The 18,080-nt window shown below is 43.7% G+C and carries 9 protein-coding genes; 1 reads left to right on the forward strand and 8 read right to left on the reverse strand.

Annotated elements, in window-relative coordinates; all coding sequences use genetic code 11:
* The first annotated feature begins 11 nt into the window (after positions 1-11).
* The gene (locus MKX50_RS22890; RefSeq protein ID WP_339157847.1) at positions 12-908 is read left to right on the forward strand and encodes a TetR/AcrR family transcriptional regulator; all 897 of its coding nucleotides are present in this window, start codon (positions 12-14) and stop codon (positions 906-908) included.
* Between the two features lie 105 nt (positions 909-1,013).
* Here MKX50_RS22890 and MKX50_RS22895 read toward each other — a convergent pair whose 3' ends face one another.
* The 8 genes from MKX50_RS22895 to MKX50_RS22930 form a co-directional block, all read right to left on the reverse strand.
* The gene (locus tag MKX50_RS22895; protein WP_339157848.1) at positions 1,014-4,427 is read right to left on the reverse strand and encodes a SwmB domain-containing protein; all 3,414 of its coding nucleotides are present in this window, start codon (positions 4,425-4,427) and stop codon (positions 1,014-1,016) included.
* 213 nt (positions 4,428-4,640) lie between these two features.
* Positions 4,641-5,843, reverse strand: a complete 1,203-nt coding sequence (gene metK, locus MKX50_RS22900) for a methionine adenosyltransferase (protein ID WP_213593617.1) — start codon at positions 5,841-5,843, stop codon at positions 4,641-4,643.
* A gap of 248 nt (positions 5,844-6,091) precedes the next feature.
* Positions 6,092-6,367 (reverse strand): alpha/beta-type small acid-soluble spore protein, encoded by a 276-nt coding sequence (locus MKX50_RS22905; protein WP_213593615.1) that lies wholly within the window; start codon positions 6,365-6,367, stop codon positions 6,092-6,094.
* Positions 6,368-6,505: 138 nt separating this feature from the next.
* On the reverse strand, positions 6,506-7,039 hold the full coding sequence (locus MKX50_RS22910; protein ID WP_339157849.1) for a hypothetical protein: 534 nt from the start codon (positions 7,037-7,039) through the stop codon (positions 6,506-6,508).
* Positions 7,040-7,168: 129 nt separating this feature from the next.
* Complete coding sequence (locus tag MKX50_RS22915) at positions 7,169-9,688, reverse strand: hypothetical protein (RefSeq protein WP_339157850.1); 2,520 nt, start codon at positions 9,686-9,688, stop codon at positions 7,169-7,171.
* A gap of 158 nt (positions 9,689-9,846) precedes the next feature.
* Positions 9,847-12,828, reverse strand: coding sequence for an S-layer homology domain-containing protein (locus MKX50_RS22920; protein ID WP_339157851.1), 2,982 nt, complete (start codon positions 12,826-12,828; stop codon positions 9,847-9,849).
* 525 nt (positions 12,829-13,353) lie between these two features.
* A complete protein-coding gene (locus MKX50_RS22925; RefSeq protein WP_339157852.1) occupies positions 13,354-13,695 on the reverse strand; it encodes a hypothetical protein in 342 nt (113 codons plus the stop codon).
* 135 nt (positions 13,696-13,830) lie between these two features.
* A complete protein-coding gene (locus MKX50_RS22930) occupies positions 13,831-17,778 on the reverse strand; it encodes an S-layer homology domain-containing protein (protein ID WP_213593605.1) in 3,948 nt (1,315 codons plus the stop codon).
* Positions 17,779-18,080 lie beyond the last annotated feature (302 nt).

An 18,080-nucleotide genomic window follows, 5' to 3' on the forward strand; every position in this document is an offset into this window, starting at 1 on the left:
GGAACCCTTAAATGAATAAGGATAAAAAGGAAATTATTTTGCAAAATGCGCTGCGGCTTTTTGGCGAAAAAGGAGTTGCACTGACCACAGTCGATGAAATCGCCAAAGAAAGCGGGATGACCAAGCCTTCTTTATACAAGTATTTCGACAGCAAAGAGACATTGCTGTTAGAGAGCATCTCCAATTTGAGCGAATCATTGGATAGAGAGGTTACCAAGCTATACCGTAACTTAGAGCTTTCTCCTGGCGAACGTCTCGTTGAACTCATGGCAACCTACTTGAAGGTGGTCCTGAATCATAATTTCCAGACACTCATGTTCAACATGCCTACGCTAAAAAATTCAGGCGACGAGAAAGTTCGAAAAGCGTGGACGGACTTAGAGGAGCAATTCTATCTTTGGTTTGAAGATTGCATCACGGATGCGTATGGTAAAGATATTGAGAACCATGCTATGGACATCATCTTTATCGCCGGCAGCATTTTATTGGAATATTTCCGCCTGATCGGTTCCGATCTCCCCGACCAACAATGCCGGAGCCTTGCCATATATGTCGGGCACATTATCCACATTCTAGTCGAAGGATTTAATACTCCTGAAATGCGCAATGTTTCTCTATTCGACTCTTCCCCATTGAAAAAAAGGGGGAATTGTCAAGTCAAGAATGCCATTTGGGAAATCCGCCGGTTACATGAGGTGTTCGAAGAATTAGAAAGCCGTATTAGTAACAACCAAATACTAACTGACCCAGAGAAAGCGAGCTATGGCGAGGCTCTGAAGAAAATACGGGAGGAATCTTTTGAGTCATCGCAGAACAATGTCGTCTTAGATGCTCTGGTTCTATATTTAGAACAAGTAGAATCATTAAGGGAAGCATGTATGGAGCTGCGAGCTTTAATGAAGAAATAGTTAATCAGACCATGGATACCGTCCAAATGATCTTGTAGGGTACAATAAATGAACCTAAGGCGTTTGCCTTAGGCTCATTTCTCTTCATGATAACATCGGGGGCATCTAGATATAATTCAACTTCTCCAATACCCGTTTCAACATGGCCGCAGCTTGAGCGCGAGTAGCGTTGCCCTGAGGCTGGAAGGTGTCAATGGAAACCCCCTGGATAATTCCTTCCTTTACCGCTTTGGCCACGGTTTCCTTGGATTGAATTTTACCGTTGTCCTTGAAGCGGCCCAACAGTTGCGCGGAGGTGAGTCCGTCTAAGGAAATATCCTGTCCCGCATAAGCCATAGCACGAACTAGCATGAGTGACATCTGCTCTCGGGTAATGTAGCTATTCGGCTTAAACGTACCGTCCATGTTACCGGCAATAATGCCTGCTTTGGTAGCTGCCCCGATATAAGCTCCCGTCGTGCCTGTCGGAACATCCGGGAAGCGGCGGGCGCTCGCTTCATCTCCTTCAAGCCCTAAGCCTTTAGCAATGAAGACGGCAAATTCCGCCCGGGTAATATTGCTATTTGGCTCGAACTGGCTGCCTTGCCGGCCATCGATGATGAGCTTGCCGGCCAGGTTGTTGATGTTCGCGCTAGCCCAATGATTCCTAGTATCGCTGAAATAACTGTACCCTAGAGCAGGGCCAACGATGATATTTCCACCTATTTTACCATTGAAAATAACATAGTTGCCGCTATTCGTCACCTTTGCAGGAACGAAAGAAGAACTCCGCGACGATAAATTATATTTAATAAGGGATATCTGCGTCTCTGCAATTGGGTTTGACACGCCTGGATTCACTACCCGGAAATGCACACGGCCTGAGTGGCTGACATCTACTGCATCTTGAGTAGACGTTCCATTATAGGCATATACACTTATTTGGACCGGATCTCCATTTGGCGTGACCGTCACACCATTGCTGTAATTCTGCGTCGGCAGCTGAACTCTGTCCATCGGCTCGATTTGAATCGTAATATACGCAGAATTTAAATTATTAACGAGCAAGGAACGTGAGATTTCCGGATACGGTATCTTCTCGATCGGAAGCTCATACATCACATTTTGGTGACGAACAGCTATGGATCCTGTTTTGCCAAGACCGTACATATTTACGATTGCACTTAATGGCCAAGAGACCTCTGCCACTTTCTCCGTATTTGGAACCTCGAATACTAGCTTCTTGTTTAGGGCATTACCATTAATGAGGAATTGAAAAGCTTCCTGCAATTTAGCTTCATCAATGCTATATTTTCTAATATTCTGCTGTTTGTTTAAAGATAAGCCCTCCCGCACCTGCGCGGTATTCAGATTAAGTAAATATCCATTCATATCAAAATCCGACGATGGAAATACCGTCATAAACGATGGCAAGTTAGCATTTCCTGTGGAAGTCCCCGGACTTCCAGCGGTAAGATTCTGTACGGAAATGCGGCTGTAGGCTTGCAGCGCTTTTCCACTGCTGTCATATAGCGGCGCAGATCCCGGCATATACGAAAGATCGACAACCTGGCCAGCGTACACGGATGTGCCTAACTTAAGGGTAATCGTGTCTCCGCTGATGCTCACCGATTGAACCGTGCGATTCGACTGATCCACATTCACGCTAAATTGATTGGCCGATGCAGAACTGCCCGATCTTAATGGAACATTGTAAGTGATAGTAATTGTATCGCCGCGAATGACTGCGGAGCGAATCCCTTCCGCCACCATGTTATAACTCACAGGTTGCAGGTTAATATAACCTGCAAGATTACCGTTCAAATCAGCAATCCCCCCTGGAGCCGAGACATAGGATAAAGTTACATTCTGATCTTTGGAGAAAGAGGAAGCAAGTGTGAGAATGACCTGGTTAGTCACAACCTCAATCCCCGTCACGTATACCGGAGAATTGTTGACTAAAACAGAGTACTGGCTCTTCATCGGGATGCTTGTGCTTCTCAGCGCCTCGTTATAGGTAATGATGATTTTGGACCCGGAACCCTCAATTTTTGTAAATTCCGGCGCTTTATTATCATTGTAATTCCGCACAAAATAATCACTGAATGCAGCGATATTCTGACCGCGATAATCCTGTAGCGGATAAGATCCCGGCGTGTAGGATACTTGAACAACGTCGCCATTCGATACACCGCTGCTTAAATATAAATATACATAAGCTCCGCTTCTGCTAATTCTATTAATTCCTTTAGTTTGATTACCTGCAGTTACCTTAAATTGCTGATAAGCATGGGTGGATACATCCTTCAGACTTTCACTGAAACGCAGCGTCAATGTGCTGCCCGAAATATAGCCCTCTTCCGGCTTGGGCAGTACAGAATCGATGCCATTCGTAACTTCTTTGTCCGAAAAAGCTGCCGCCGCATTTCCAGCTAAATCTTGGATAGGCCGGACACTGCCACTTGTATAACTAATGCGGATATTTTGCCCTACCGCTACTCCTGTTTCTAAATATACATATACACTGTCCCCAGAGGTATATGCGCTGCTTATACGACGCTCTTCACCATTGACGGTCACCTTAAAACTGGAGGTATACAAACTATAAGAAGTATCCAGTCTTTCATTGTACAATAGTCTGATCGTTGTATTCGATTGCATCGTAGCTTTCTGGAGGACGGGTGGCGTCTTGTCTACCCCTGCAGTCTGAAATGTCCATCTATTCGTGCCTGTTAGGCCAGCATAATATATAGAAGAGTTCTGCGCATCATAGATACTATTGCTTGGAATTTCAATGTAGTATCCCGTGCCCGATTCCAATAAACTGCTTGGAGTGATCGTTACTTGGTTTCCGCTAGCAGTTACTGTAATGGGGACAGAAGCATTATTGGATGACTTTTTAAGCGTAATTCCCCCGTTGGTTACGCTGCGATTGATGTTCACATTGCGATTAAATGTGATCACCGGCTTAGTATTTACGTTTGCGCTGTTACTGCCGTTTACTGGGTTGAATGTAGTAGCGGTTAATGCCGTTGTTGCTGCATTTGCCGTCGTAAAAGACCAGCTGATCGCTGATGAATTTACACCTTTAGTTTCTCCGACAATAAATGTTCCTGCTGGAATTGTAATGGTGTATTTGCTACCGTATTGCAAATTCGTAGGCGGTGTTAAAATCACGGAGTTCGTATAAGTTGCCTGAGTTACGGTAACGTCCATTTTTTCAGTATATCCGGAGACTTGCCTAGAAATCGTAAACGTTTTCTGTCCATTCGTCCGTACCTTGTTGCTGCCGAACTTCACTTCCAATTTTGTAGTTACAGGTACCCCCGTACCTGTAGGACTATAAGTTGTGGGAGCGCTGCTAATCGCTGCCAGCAGTCCTTTGCTGAGCAGCATATTTCCTGTATTCAGTGGCATCGAAGCTGTTGCAACCGGCTCACTTAAGCTTTGGCGATGATTGCCAACAGCTCCTGCAGTCGCTCCCAGTAACATGTTCAACATTAACACTGCAATAATCAGAATCGAGATCTTTCTTTGCATTTTCACGTTCCCCTTTCCGTCCGATCCATCATTTCTGTATATAACACCGCTTCCTAGCGGCTGCCAAATACACACCTATGTATATTAACGGCAAATGAACTCCCCAAGTTTAGAACAAAGCGTAAAATTATCGACGCAAACAAAAAAACGGATACTCGAATTGCATAATTGCAATCCGAATATCCGTTCTGTGGTCTAGGATTACTCTCGTTCTTAAATACCTGCTTGGGCTTTCAACGTCTCTGCTTTGTCTAGACGCTCCCATGGCAGGTCAAGATCCGTACGGCCAAAATGTCCGTAAGCCGCTGTCTGACGGTAAATTGGACGGCGTAGATCCAGCATGTTAATAATGCCTGCAGGACGAAGGTCAAAGTTCTCACGGATGAGCTCAACGAGCTTCTCTTCTGGAATTTTGCCTGTTCCGTACGTATCGACGTTGATGGAGACAGGAGTCGCAACACCAATCGCGTAAGCAAGCTGAATTTCGAGCTTATCCGCCAGACCGGCAGCTACCAGGTTCTTAGCAACATAACGTGCCGCGTAAGCTGCGGAACGGTCTACTTTTGTAGGATCCTTACCCGAGAAAGCACCGCCGCCATGACGAGCATAGCCGCCATACGTATCTACGATGATTTTGCGTCCGGTAAGCCCTGCATCACCTTGCGGTCCGCCAATCACGAAACGGCCTGTAGGGTTGATGAAATATTTCGTTTGCTCATCGAGCAGCTCTGCAGGAACAACAGGCAGAATGACATGTTCTTTAATATCCTTCTGGATTTGCTCCAGCGTAATTTCCTCGGCATGCTGAGTGGATACAACAATGGTATCTACACGGAGGGCTTTTCCATCTACATACTCGACTGTCACTTGGGTTTTGCCGTCAGGACGAAGATAGCTCAACGTACCATCTTTACGTACTTCCGCCAAACGGCGCGCAATACGGTGGGACAATGCAATCGGCAGCGGCATGAACTCAGGAGTTTCATTCGTTGCAAAACCGAACATCAACCCTTGGTCGCCAGCACCAATATTTTCTGTTTCTTTGTCTACTTGAGCTGGATCACGGTGTTCCAGAGCCGCGTTTACACCTTGAGCGATATCCGCAGACTGCTCGTTTAGCGATGTCAATACAGCACATGTATTGGAATCGAAGCCGTATTTTGCACGGGTATAGCCAATTTCGCGAATTGTCTTCCGCACAAGCGCAGGAATATCCACGTATTCCGATTTGGTACTAATTTCGCCAATGACAAGTACAAGACCGGTAGCTACAGACACTTCACACGCAACGCGTGCATAAGGATCCTCTTTAAGAAAAGCGTCAAGCACTGCATCGGAGATCTGGTCGCAAATCTTATCCGGATGACCCTCAGTAACGGATTCAGAAGTAAACAAATGGCGTCCTTTGATGGACATATCAATCAGCCTCCCCATGTGGATAGTATGGCATTTGCCTAAGTATCCAATACTAAAAAATATTGTACAATGCGCTTCATAGTTTGAATGGGCTACCCTGCCACATTGTGAGGATTCCCAAAATTAAGCTAACAGCAAAAAATGAACCTTTTCCGTAGCGGAAAAGGTTGATTTGACAATCCTTAAAAGTCATATTAACGCATTTGCCAGGTCATGTCAAAATAAAAAAAGGCAATTTTAAAGAAAAATTATTCCACTAAGTTCCTTTGAGCATGGGCGATTAGTCTTTTTGTGATTTCTCCGCCAACAGAGCCATTCTCTCGGGAGGTCAGATGGCCCCAATAGCTCGAATAACCGGTAGTTGTTCCGCCTGTGCCAAGCTCCCCTGCAAATTCTGTATCCGCTGAACCAAGCGCCCCTCCAGAGCTGCTGACCGGCAGCCCGAATTCCGCCGCGATCTCATATTTCCATTGGTGCAATACCTGATGGCTTTCCGGGATAAGCTTTCGATTGCTTCTCGCCATGATTCGAAACACCTCCTGATTTATCTTGCTTTCAGGAGTAGTATGCTTCAATTTCAAGGGGGTAGCCATCTCAATGTTTGTTACTTGCGGTGCTATCCTTCCATGGAAGGAAGCTCCATAACCCATCTTATGCAAGCATTACTGAATGGAATAACCGCCGCGAACCATAACCGTCAGTGGATGAGTCTGGCCCTCCTGATGCTGAATGCCGCGCCCCGCTCTTGGGAAAGATAACAAATGATTGTTCGTGACAATACCACCGTTCGTAATATCCTTCCCATCCGTCAGGTCTGCTACGCCATTTTGATCTTCACTGTAAATAACGGCTTTACCCGCCCGTACCACAAATTCTGCACCTGCAGCAGCGATTAGCTTCTGACCAGGCTTAACCTCGACAATTTTAACTTCATCCGAGGAAGATGCTGCTGTGTTCCCTGCTTGGGCACTTGAGCTTGAATCAGTGCTTCCCTGCGAGGAAGAATTGCTGCTTCCCCCCTTTAAGGCCTGTTGAATTTGCTGATCTACATAACTTTTTGTCACAACAGGATCATCAGCGGTTCCTGGCTGATTTGTCACTCCGGCTCCTTCCACCTTCTCATTCAACAATGAACCGGCCCATATTCCTCCACTAATCAACATGGCTGCGGCTGCCACTTTCCATGTAGTCTTCATGATGAACCTCCTATTAGGAATTGCATTTTTCAGAATCTTCCTGCCTATGAATCTATTTCATCATAATAGGTTTAAAGGATGGAAACAAGCAAAAATCCCTCTATGAGGGACTTTTGCTTGTTATGCGTATTAATACAAATCTTCATTTACAAAATATGCAGCCTTTGTAGCAATCTTCGTTTTCTCCCCTTGATAAGAATCAAAGATGGAGAACTGGAAGGCTCCAGATCTTGTCGTAGCAAAAATTTGATCATTGATTACAAATGAGAAATTCTGATTGTTGCCTACGAGGAAATCCTTCTCCAGCTCAATTTCTTTTTCAAATCTTGCCCCGCTGGAATCAGTCACTTCAAGAATAAACTTATGCTGGAATTCGCCCATATCGTATGTCAAATCGCGCTTCAGGTCGTACTTCATCTTCACTTCCAAGCCGGCAGAATTCGTACGTCCCTCGATCTCCTTGATAGTTAAAGTGTACGGGAACAATTCGACATCTTTGAGCGTATCTTGAATACTTCTACTATCCAAATTCAACTCCATGGAGGAAGCATTAACATATCCTGTTGGTTTGCCTTCAGCTTCCGTGAACTTGTCCTCTGAGATACTCTCACCTACAACCAGGTTCCAATTGGATACCGTTGTTCCTTTAGGCACCTTTGCGGAGAATGTAACCAAACTCGACGACTCTGGTCCTACCGCATGCTTGACTTGATTTACATCCGCTTTGTAATATTGTCCATCATCAGTCAAGAAATAACCTGCCAACTGCGATAGGTTGGTTTGTTTATTTTCCAGATTTCTCATAATTATTTCTGTATAGATAATATCGCTAGTGCTGCCCTTATACAAATAAGTCTTCCGCGTTTTCAGGTCGGATTTTCTGCCTGCAGTGTCCAGATTGAAATACGATCCTTCAGCAATTTGTTTTAGGCCACTCGTGTTGCCGTAGTTAGAGAACATAATCCAGTTGCTTGTTTTATCGGTACCCGTCTTTTGCAGCAATTGTACCTGTAATTGAGAGAACTTCAAGCTGGCTGGGACATTAGCAACTACATATACGCTTGTCTTCTCACCCGCCCCAAGAATTTGGCTGGTATTCGTATTTACCAAATGGACGGTGCTGCTTAAAGCAGTTAAATCCATTTTGTAAGCTCCTGCAAATTCCGGCAGTTTAGCTGCTTTTGTACCCTTGTTAACAATTGTAATTTTTGTGGCTAGCAGGTTGCCATCATTCCATGGAAGCTTTTGAATCGCATCAAGCGTAACGCCAAATACACCATCATTATTTTTAATAGTGCGTTCTTGACCCTGTGCATACTGCATTTCCGTGTAGTCTGGCAAATTATAAATTGCTACTGGGTAACTATTCACCTGCGAAGGTGATGGTTCTTCACCCGGTCCCTGTGAGCTGCCCGTTGGCGTTTTCATAACCAGATCGATCTGATCTTCATTCGCAATGACCGGTATGGTCCCATCTACGGAAATGATTTGTTCCTCATTTGGTTCTATGATCATACCTTCTAAGCCACTAGCAATAAGCGGGTATGTTTTCCCTCCAACTTGAACATCGAATGAATAATTAGGGATAGTAACCGTCTTATCTCCCTTGTTGGCAATAGAAAATTGAATTGAAAGGTCACTTTTCCCAAAGCTTTGATTTCTAGCAATACTAACTACTTTTGTTACAATGTTCGTACTATCAATTTTCAACAATCTCTCTTTATTAGCTGCTGTTTTAGAAGATTGTCCCTGTTTAGTTCCAAGACCCATAGAAGCTACAGGTATATCACTTTTCGCTGTCTCATCATTTTGAACCAGCAGCAACTGCAAATTATTCAAATTTACGTTTTTTGGAATCTTGGCGATCAAATTTAACGTCTTATTCTCTTGAGGATAAATCTTAATATTCGTGCTGGCTGCATCCGGTGTTACAGCAAAGGCAGTTCCACTAGGTGTCTGAACAACGTATTTAAGGCTTGGGTTGTCTATAGTACTTGAACCTGTATTCTGTAAATACAATGCGATATTTACATAGTTAGAATCACCTGATCCCAGAACGTTAACAGACATAACTTTCGCATTTGCTGAAAACTCATTTAAGGTTAGCTTCCTTGTTGTATTCACAGGAGTAGCTACAGCATATGTAGAGGGAATGTTTATGCTTCCTAATACTTGCTCATAGCCTGCAACACTAAAATCCCATTTCACGATTTGGAAATTTAAATCACTATACTTCAAATGCTTGGCTATTTTTGTCGTATAGGTAACGTTAACTGAAGATCCTGGTACAACCTTCTTCTTCTCCTTATCCGCCCCTACCACACTAACACTGTATACCGTACCAGATTTTGTTTTTACCTTCGTCCAGTAATCAATTAATGATAAAGTCTTGCTGTCATTATTCTGATACGTAAGGGTATACGTCAGTATGTTCCCATCGCCCTGAGATAAAATATTCACATTACTTAATTTCACAGTACTTTTACCTGAAATTTTAACTCCGCTTAAATTGCCTAGTGTCTTTACTGCTTGCGCGGCGGCTGCCTTATTATTTTGCGTATTCACTGCTGCATCTGCAGCTCCAGCGGCACCCTGGGTCATTAAGGCAGCTACAGCCAGTGAAGCTACAACCATCTTCGTCCTGTTCAAGATTAAACCTCCTATTTAAAAAGTCGTATATAGTATATACGCATTAAATTAAAAAAAGTTCAAGAAAAAATTCAAAATGCAGCATAATTTGATTAAATCTTAATCTTTCTTGAAGATATAAAAAAAAAGCGAGCCTAATGGCTCGCTTTTTTTACTTATTAATAAGTAGTGTTAGCTGTGAAGGTTTCAACGCTGTTTCCATCATTGATATCGTCTGTGATAGCACCTTTACCACCTTTGAATTCAATGCGGATTCTTTCACCAGCAGTGAATGGTCCTTGTACCTCTACGCGCAATTTAGATCCGTTAGCAGATACACTTAGAACAGTGTACTTAGTATCGCCAACTTTAACTTCGAACAGATCATTGATAAATGCAGCGGAGTACTTAGCACCTTGGTTCACTCTGATATTCTCAGTCATGTTGAAGTCAAAGTACACAGCATCTGTTACAGAACCAGGACCTACAACAACTGAGCTGTCCTTTTTCTTAGGAGCAATTTTGTCTTTCAGCAGTTCATTAGAGTGTACAGGTACTTTGTTACCGAACACATCGGAAGCAGCACCTTCAGCAATCTCTAGATAGTAAGGACCAGCTTCGGAAAGTTTGTTGGAACCTGTGAATTTCAGGATCAACGTCTTCTTGTCACTGCTCAACTCTGCACTGCTTGGAGTTTGGTCATTAACTTTAAAGCCAGTTCTGCTGTAGCTATTGATTTTAGCGCCGAATTTAACTTCAACTTTTTCAGTGGATACAGCTTCGGATTCCCCAACTTTAATATTGAATTGGCTTGTAGCAGGATCAATATTTTTAGTCAGTACAGAAGAATCGTTGCCATCTTTAATGATATTGCCTTCTTTGTCAGCAACATAATGGACTTCAATTGTATCGTTAACAGCAGCTACGATATCATCAGCAAAGTCACGTGCATCAAGACGAACACTATCAGAGTTGTAAATGTTTACTTTACCTTCGTAAACGTATCTCTTATTGTTTTTAACTACAGCGTACTTGTCAGCGATAAGAGCACTTCCAGTACCGCTTGTTGCAAGATCAGTAGAGAATTGAAGATACAGATAATTTCCGTTATCGCTCAACCATGCACGCTCAAGTGTGTTATCACCCAAGTTAGCAGTGTTGATTTTGATGGATTGAGGAAGCATTGTGTTTTTCACGTATGCTCTGTCACCAATACCAGCGACTTCGAGTGTGTACTCTTTGTTATCGCCAAGATCGTTACCAAGGTTAACTTTAACTTCATTGTCAGAGTCAAGCTTAGAAACATCAACAGCTAATTCTGGATGACCTTTGCTATCGATCCAGTCGATGTCAGCAATTTTGCCATCGCTGTTTTTGAGAACATAGTTCTCAAGATCTTTAGCATCATTTTCTCTTACTTTTTCACTGAACGTCAACGTTACGATATAGTCGCCATCTTTCTTCTCGACTTTATTTTTGATGATCGTTGGACGGATTGTGTCCAGTGTTGGAGTTACTTTAGCGTCGCGATCAGCTTTGTTATCGCTGTAGTCTCTAACGCCTTTAACATAAACTGTGTTCTCATTGTAGTTCATAGGATCTTTAAGGTAAACTTTAACCTCATCGTCCTTGATGTCATAGCTAGTAGCACCATTTGAAGTAGTATTTACATAAATATCTTCAATGTCTTTAATCGTTTCGTTGAATTTGATTGTCAGTTCTTCCAAATCATTTGTTTCAACAGATACGATTTCAGGTGCTGCAGTGTCTTCTGCAACTTCAAATTTGTTGTCAACAGGAGCAATTCTCAGACCAGAGTAATCTCTCACGTTGCTTACAGCTACTGTATGCTCGCCAACTGGCAGGTTTGCATTCACAATGACAGTATTAGGGTATACATAAGTTACGGATCCACCAATAGTACCGCCATTGATTTCGAAGTTGCTGGAAAGCGTTGCGTCAGCTGCTTGAACTGGCTCACTAAATACGATTTTGAACGCTTTAGTACCTAGTCCAACAACCTCTTTCACAGTCGGTGCAGTAACGTCTACAGGAGTGAACTTAACATCTGTATTAAACGTTACAGTACCGTCTTCGTTTTTCACGTTGGAGATTGTAAGAGTAGTCTCGTCTTTGTTCTCAAGGCTTCTGCCAGATTGCGTCAACAACAATGTTACTTGAGTTTTGTCGCTGGACAATTTAGCGGAATCTACATCAACATTTTTGATTTTATAATTGCTCTTTTGTTCTGCAGATGCTTTATCTACAGTACCGTCAAAAGTAACAACGATTTCTTTCAAGTTGTCAGCTTTAACAGTATCAACTTTTTGAGCCACAGTAGTAACATAAGTTACTTTGTGAGTGTAGTCATGACCGTTGTGAGAGAATTTCACTTCAGTTTCTTTGTTAGGCGCAAGAGCTTCGTCCAAAGTTACTTTCACAACTTCGTCGTTGGAGAGTTTGAACTCAACAACTTTACCAGCTTCAGATACTTCGTAGGAAGCTACAGTAGGAACTTGGTTAGCTTCATAGATTGCATGAGCTGCTACAACTACTTGAGCGCGAGTTGCATTTGCTTGGTAGTTGATGCCGGACTCGATCAAGCCTTTATCAAGAGCTGCTTGAACATAGCCTTTAGCCCACTCAGTTGCAGTGTTGTTAGTTTCAGCTGGAACTTCCAGTTTCAACGCTTTAACCAAAACTACTGCCAATTCTTGAACTGTCAGGTTGTCGTTTGGTCCAAACAGTTGTTTAACAGCGTCTTTACCTGTCAGGATGCCAGCTTCAGTAGCTGCTTCGATGTACTTAGCTGCCCAGTGGTTAACACTGTAGTTTTGATCTTTGTAAGTAGCTACGCCAGGAACAGGCTCAAGATCGATCGCTTTAACGATGATCGTTGCCAACTCAGCGCGAGTAATTGTTTTGTCAAGGCCAGCTGTTCCATCTGGATATCCAGTTACGATACCAGCTGCTTTCAAAGCATCAAATTGTTGTTGTGGAGTCAGCTTTGCATCAGCACCGAATGCTACGGAAGCAAACATGGAGAATGCCATTGCTGTAGACAAAGCTACGGATAAAATTTTCTTCATAACCTTTTTTTCTCCTCCTTGAATATCCTTCATATGAGAGTTTTCTTTAAATGAATAGCTCGTGTTACTCATTAGCCATTGCACCTCCTTTCCAGAGTCTTGAGCGAGTTCCTATAAATTAGGTCTGCGGTTAGCCGCAGAAACTTGTAAACGAAGCAAACAAATAAACATAGAAATAGACGAGTTACCTAATCCTACCTAGACATTATACAATGTATACCAGCAACCGTAAAGCTAATTTTTCTAATAGATAGACAAGTTTCCCCATAAGGTACATCCTGGTTGTCTAATTTCGTCGCATGAATTGGTCATCATTGTAAATGCTCTACATCTTAAACGCAGCAGAATTCAAAAAGTTGCGCCCTTTTAAAAAATAATTTGCAACTTTGTTACTTTTCTAAGCTTATCCTCATTTACAACTTATTTCTTATCTTGCCGTCTGACGGAAATTAGTATAACATACCTGTTTATCCCAGTCATTAAGCAACATTTTCCAATACCCATTATCATTATTCTATGCGGGGACAGCGCAAATAAGACGTCCAATTGGACGTCTTATTCTTCTAAGAATAGAGAGATTATTCCATTATAAAGTTATTATCTAACCTTCATGGCCAGCTGGATAATCCGGGCACGCATTTGAGGATCTGAATTGAGTTTCGCGTACATATCTTCAATCGCTTTCTTGTTGTCTTTGTAGGTCTTCTCATGCTTCATCGTCATATGCGACCAATCGATCAGCTCATTCTCAGCATTGCGCAGCGCGTTGAATGCTTCATGGAATCCAGTTTCTACTACTAGAGTTTCCATCACTTCCTGAGTTACCTCTTGGACTTTAGCCGTTTCTTCGATTCTTTTCTCCAAAACTTTCGATTTATCCTCGAATTTTGTCTTTGCTTTCATATAGCCTAGCTGAGCCTTCGATAGGATCGGTTTCATCTGTCCATATTCACCCTTTTGCTAAAATGTCTACTACTTCATTTGTTATTGTAACGTAATCCCCAACAAATTACAAAATGTTGTAATTGGAAAAAAGAGAGCCTTCCCGTATCACGGGCAAGGCTCTTCAAATTACTAGCTTAAGTTTTTAGGGAAAATCTTCGTACTCTTCTTAAGAAGCTCTACCGTAATCTTCCCTGCTTCTGCGCGGGTCATCGGGCTCTTAGGATTGAAGTTAAGCGAACTCTTCTTCTGTCCTGGAACGGTAACCGGCGTACCCGTCATAATCTTGGCTTTATAAACAGCCTGCACTGCTGGACGGGCGTAAACATCGATCCGCGACGAATCCATAAATGTCTTCGCCAATGAGGATTGCAGCTTAGTGTCGTTAGCATCAAGCTTCAGTCTCAACGCTCTCGCGATCATAATTGCCGCCTGCTCTCTAGTCAGGTCTTCGTCTACTCCGAAATAACCCTCACCAAGGCCAGAAATGATGCCCGCTCTTGCAGCCGTTTCAATATAGGCATAGGACCACGTATTGGTCTTCGCCGCTGGAACGACGTCAAAGAACGTTTGATTGTCGTCATAGTTCAATGGTAGATTCAATCCCTTGACCAACAGAGTGGCGAATTCGCCGCGTTTGATCGTATCGTCTGTTCCAAACGAATCGGAACGCAATCCATTGTTCATCATGATACCTTTGGAGTATAGGGCATTCAACACTTCACGCGCCCAGCCATGGTTGGTAATGTCTTTATAGCTGCTTCTCAGCTTCATAACTTTATAGTAACCAAATTGATCGAATGGAACTGTGATGGTTCCTTTCTTCGTATCCACTTCACCGCCGATATTCTCCCATACACCGCCGTCCGTCAAACGGAACACTGTAATAGCCGTACCAGCAGCATCAACTACGTTAGGATCAAAAGCCAACGTCAATTCGCCGCGTTGAGAAGGCTTCAATCTGCGGGTTGCATCTACTCCCATAAAGCTGATCGGTTCATGGCTATCCGTGGATGGATACGAATACCACGAGGAATATGGAGGCAATCCGTTCATGGAAGGTGAATTGCCAAGCTCGCCGACTCCGCCGCTGATCCAATAAATGTCGGACACTCTGATAAAGTTGAATGTGTTTGCATTCATGTTGAACAAGCTGACTTCATAATCAGGCTTGCCGATTTTGCGATATCCGCTATCTTCTCCGCTAAGCGGATCAAAGATAATGTTACCATAGTCGTTTCTTCTCTCGACAACGCCGTCCGTCGGATCTGCAATCCCGAACAACAGCTTGTTGTCTGGATAGAACTTCACAACCGTATTCTTAGGTACTACAGCATTCTGCAGCACGGTTCCTTTAGGGAAAGACAGTTCCAATTTCTTATTAAAGACACTGTATTTATTGCTTACTTTCTCTGCCATAAATTGCGAGTCTATGGCAACGGCGCTCGCATAGTAAACTCTAACGTCCGTACTGGACTTAACACCGTTACGATCAACCTCAATTTTAATCGTGGTCCAGCCATCCTTTTTCAAGCCGACATAATCCAGGGCAAAGCGGCTAGTTGCATCAGCTGGCAGATCCGTGCGCTTCACCGCCTGTTCCTTGCCGATTTTCACGCTCGTCGCGCCCTCTGCTTCGATATCAAAGCGAACGAAGTTGCGGTTCACGATAATATCTTTGCCGACGGTAGGTTGAGGGGCCAGAATACGTAACGCAGATACTTCGCGTTTCACTTCCAGCTTTTGTGATGTGCGTGAGCCTGTTCTGTTGATTAAATCCAGATTGTAAATATGCGCTGCTGAAATATCCTTGTCAAACTTGATGTCCCGGATTCGGAAAATAAAGTTGTTCTGGTCACCGGAGAAGTCGTAAATCAAGCCGTTGCTGCCATAAGTAGACCCAACATGGTGATTGCTAGCTTGATTTGTATCAATATCAAAGCTGAACATGAGCGTCGACCCGCTGTAAAGCTCGACTCTTTCAGCGCCGCCTCCATGAAGGACTAGATCATAGCTCGTTCTGCCCGTGGCAAATCCTTCATCCGTTGGCGTAAAGTCTGTAGCCTGCTCAAAAATTTTGCTTAAATTGTTGCTGCCAAAGTTCTCATAGAATACAGGACGATCCGTGCTGACCACCGGAGCGGCAACAGGGATAAACTTCTCTATCGTAGAAACGTTCGTATCGATAATAAAGAAACGGATTGTCTCAGTAATTTCAGTTGGGGTAGTTCCCGTAGGGTTCGCCCCCGTCGTTTTACCTTTTAACACGATCGTGTTCTGACCGTAATACAGCGGCCCGCTATTATCCACGTTAAAATCAAGCCTAAACGTACCCGAAGTTTCATTCAGCCAGTTCCCTTGGTTGCCCGGCAGCTGTTCCACGCCGTTCACAAAGACCTGGTTGTAGAAGTTATGCGTAGATGTCCCGTCATTTCCAAAGCCGATATATTGGCCGTTTAACGAAATGACTCTCCCTGTAGACGAGCTTGAATCCAGCTGAATGGTCTGGCCATCAAGCAAATCCGTCACGTAAATTCTGCTTCTTGAAACATAGGAAATATATGCGTTGTAGTAAGCATCTACAGAACCGTCAAAGTAAAAGCGTACTTGCTGCGTACCGCTCGAGAAGCCTGTCACCTTATACACAGCCTGGTTCGTCAATCCGCCTGGTTGAGCTGCATAAGTTAAAGTGACATCTCTCGTGCTTAATGGAAGATAAGTTCCCTTCAATGCCGGCGTGCTCCCAATCGGCGCATCGCTTTCGACCAGGATGTAGAACTCGGAAGAGCTTACCTGGGAATTGTTAAGCGGCTTCTTGGTAGCCATGCCATAGTTTGCAGTATTGCCGTCATAGCCTTCCAGCAAATACATGTTCTTAATAATCATTTGCCCTGGCAGATATTTAAACGAAGCCCGTTTGCTCGCTTCATATCTGTCCGCCGGAGAAGGACCGTAAGTAATCGCTACTTCAATATTTTGCAGACCGGTGCCGTCAAACTGAAAATCACCGTTCGTCGTAAATGTGACCAAGCGATAAGTTGGCGTTTGCCCATCTGGGCCCGGAATGATCAAATCCTCCGATGCCGTTGCCGTCAACGAAACCGGGGCGGTTCCGTTTACTTCCACAATTAATTCATTGTTCCCGTCAAACGGAACAGACTTATATGGAACCAGCACTTGACCGGTCAGAGCTGCGCTATCCGGTGCCTGGGCAACCGTAGGAATCGTTTGGCTCAATAGGTCAATTGGGTCGGCATAAGCCGAATGCTTCAGACCGAGCTCTACGAAAGGCTGATTCTCGTCAAAGAAATACAGCTCTCTAGTCACCGTAACTTTACTCGTCTCGTTCTCGATAGCAATCGTTAACGTATTCAAGCCTGGTTTAAGATCTATATAGCTGGAGAAAAACTCCTTCTGGCTATCGATCAGCGTCGCTTGTTGACCTCCGCTGCCATCGCCGATATCGAGTGTGATTTTGGTGGCATTTTCATAGTTACCTCTAACGATAATACGGCTGTTGGAGACAACTGCTCTTGCATCTTCATTTAAGCTGACCGGGCTGGAGCCGCCTCCCGGATACAAGACATTGGCGCTCACCAAAGTTGGAACCCGGTCATATAAAATATAGAATGTATCGGAACGTTTATTATTGCCCTGGCTCCCGGAGAATGTAACCTTGTTATAGCCAGAGAACAGGCGGAGATTAACCGAGAACCGGTTATTCCCGTTATCCGTGATTCTGTCCGTGATGATCCGTGTGCTGTCAGGAGCCCAACCGCCGGAAGATGTCGAGTTCAGTTGCTGAACCGTTACCTCCAGATCGGCGCTTACCTGATTATAAGTCCCATCTACCGGAAAGTTTTGGGTAGACGAAACGCGGACGCTTTGTCTGCTTAATCCCAGTACCGGGTCAGTACTGTTCAAATCTAGCGAGTTCGTGCTTTGAAGCTTAAGGTCATCTGGAATAAAGTAGGATGGCGGTGTCGCCGCCTCCACAGTTTGTGTCAGGCCTACTGGAACAAGTCCAATAATTAAAGACATTAAGGCCAGCCACACGAATGACTTTTTAAAGCGCTGCATGCAGTAATCTCTCCTTTGCTTTGGTTTGCATTTGTAAATAGTGCTGGATCGCCCCTATTCATCACATATTTTAATTATCGGTGCCAAACCCTTAAATATTTAGAAGATACGCAAAAAGTATTTTACACTTTCTTTCATATTTACAAATTATCCACTCGTTCAACCAGGAAAGGGCCAATAGAAGGTCTCCCCAGTACATCAAGCCATTGAACAAAAAAAGACAACCTTGCCATGCTTCTGCATGTGCACAGGTTGTCCTGTCATGAAATGTTTATCAGTTATACAATTCCAATAGCTTCGAA

The organism is Paenibacillus sp. FSL W8-0186, assembly GCF_037969765.1.
Lineage (GTDB): Bacteria > Bacillota > Bacilli > Paenibacillales > Paenibacillaceae > Fontibacillus > Fontibacillus woosongensis.

Excerpts from the sequence above, each read along its gene's own strand:
- MKX50_RS22910 (WP_339157849.1), bottom strand. The coding sequence starts at position 7,039 with ATGAAGACTACATGGAAAGTGGCAGCCGCAGCCATGTTGATTAGTGGA.
- MKX50_RS22925 (WP_339157852.1), bottom strand. The coding sequence starts at position 13,695 with ATGAAACCGATCCTATCGAAGGCTCAGCTAGGCTATATGAAAGCAAAG.
- MKX50_RS22920 (WP_339157851.1), bottom strand. The coding sequence starts at position 12,828 with ATGAGTAACACGAGCTATTCATTTAAAGAAAACTCTCATATGAAGGAT.
- MKX50_RS22890 (WP_339157847.1), top strand. The coding sequence starts at position 12 with ATGAATAAGGATAAAAAGGAAATTATTTTGCAAAATGCGCTGCGGCTT.
- metK (WP_213593617.1), bottom strand. The coding sequence starts at position 5,843 with ATGTCCATCAAAGGACGCCATTTGTTTACTTCTGAATCCGTTACTGAG.
- MKX50_RS22905 (WP_213593615.1), bottom strand. The coding sequence starts at position 6,367 with ATGGCGAGAAGCAATCGAAAGCTTATCCCGGAAAGCCATCAGGTATTG.
- MKX50_RS22895 (WP_339157848.1), bottom strand. The coding sequence starts at position 4,427 with ATGCAAAGAAAGATCTCGATTCTGATTATTGCAGTGTTAATGTTGAAC.
- MKX50_RS22930 (WP_213593605.1), bottom strand. The coding sequence starts at position 17,778 with ATGCAGCGCTTTAAAAAGTCATTCGTGTGGCTGGCCTTAATGTCTTTA.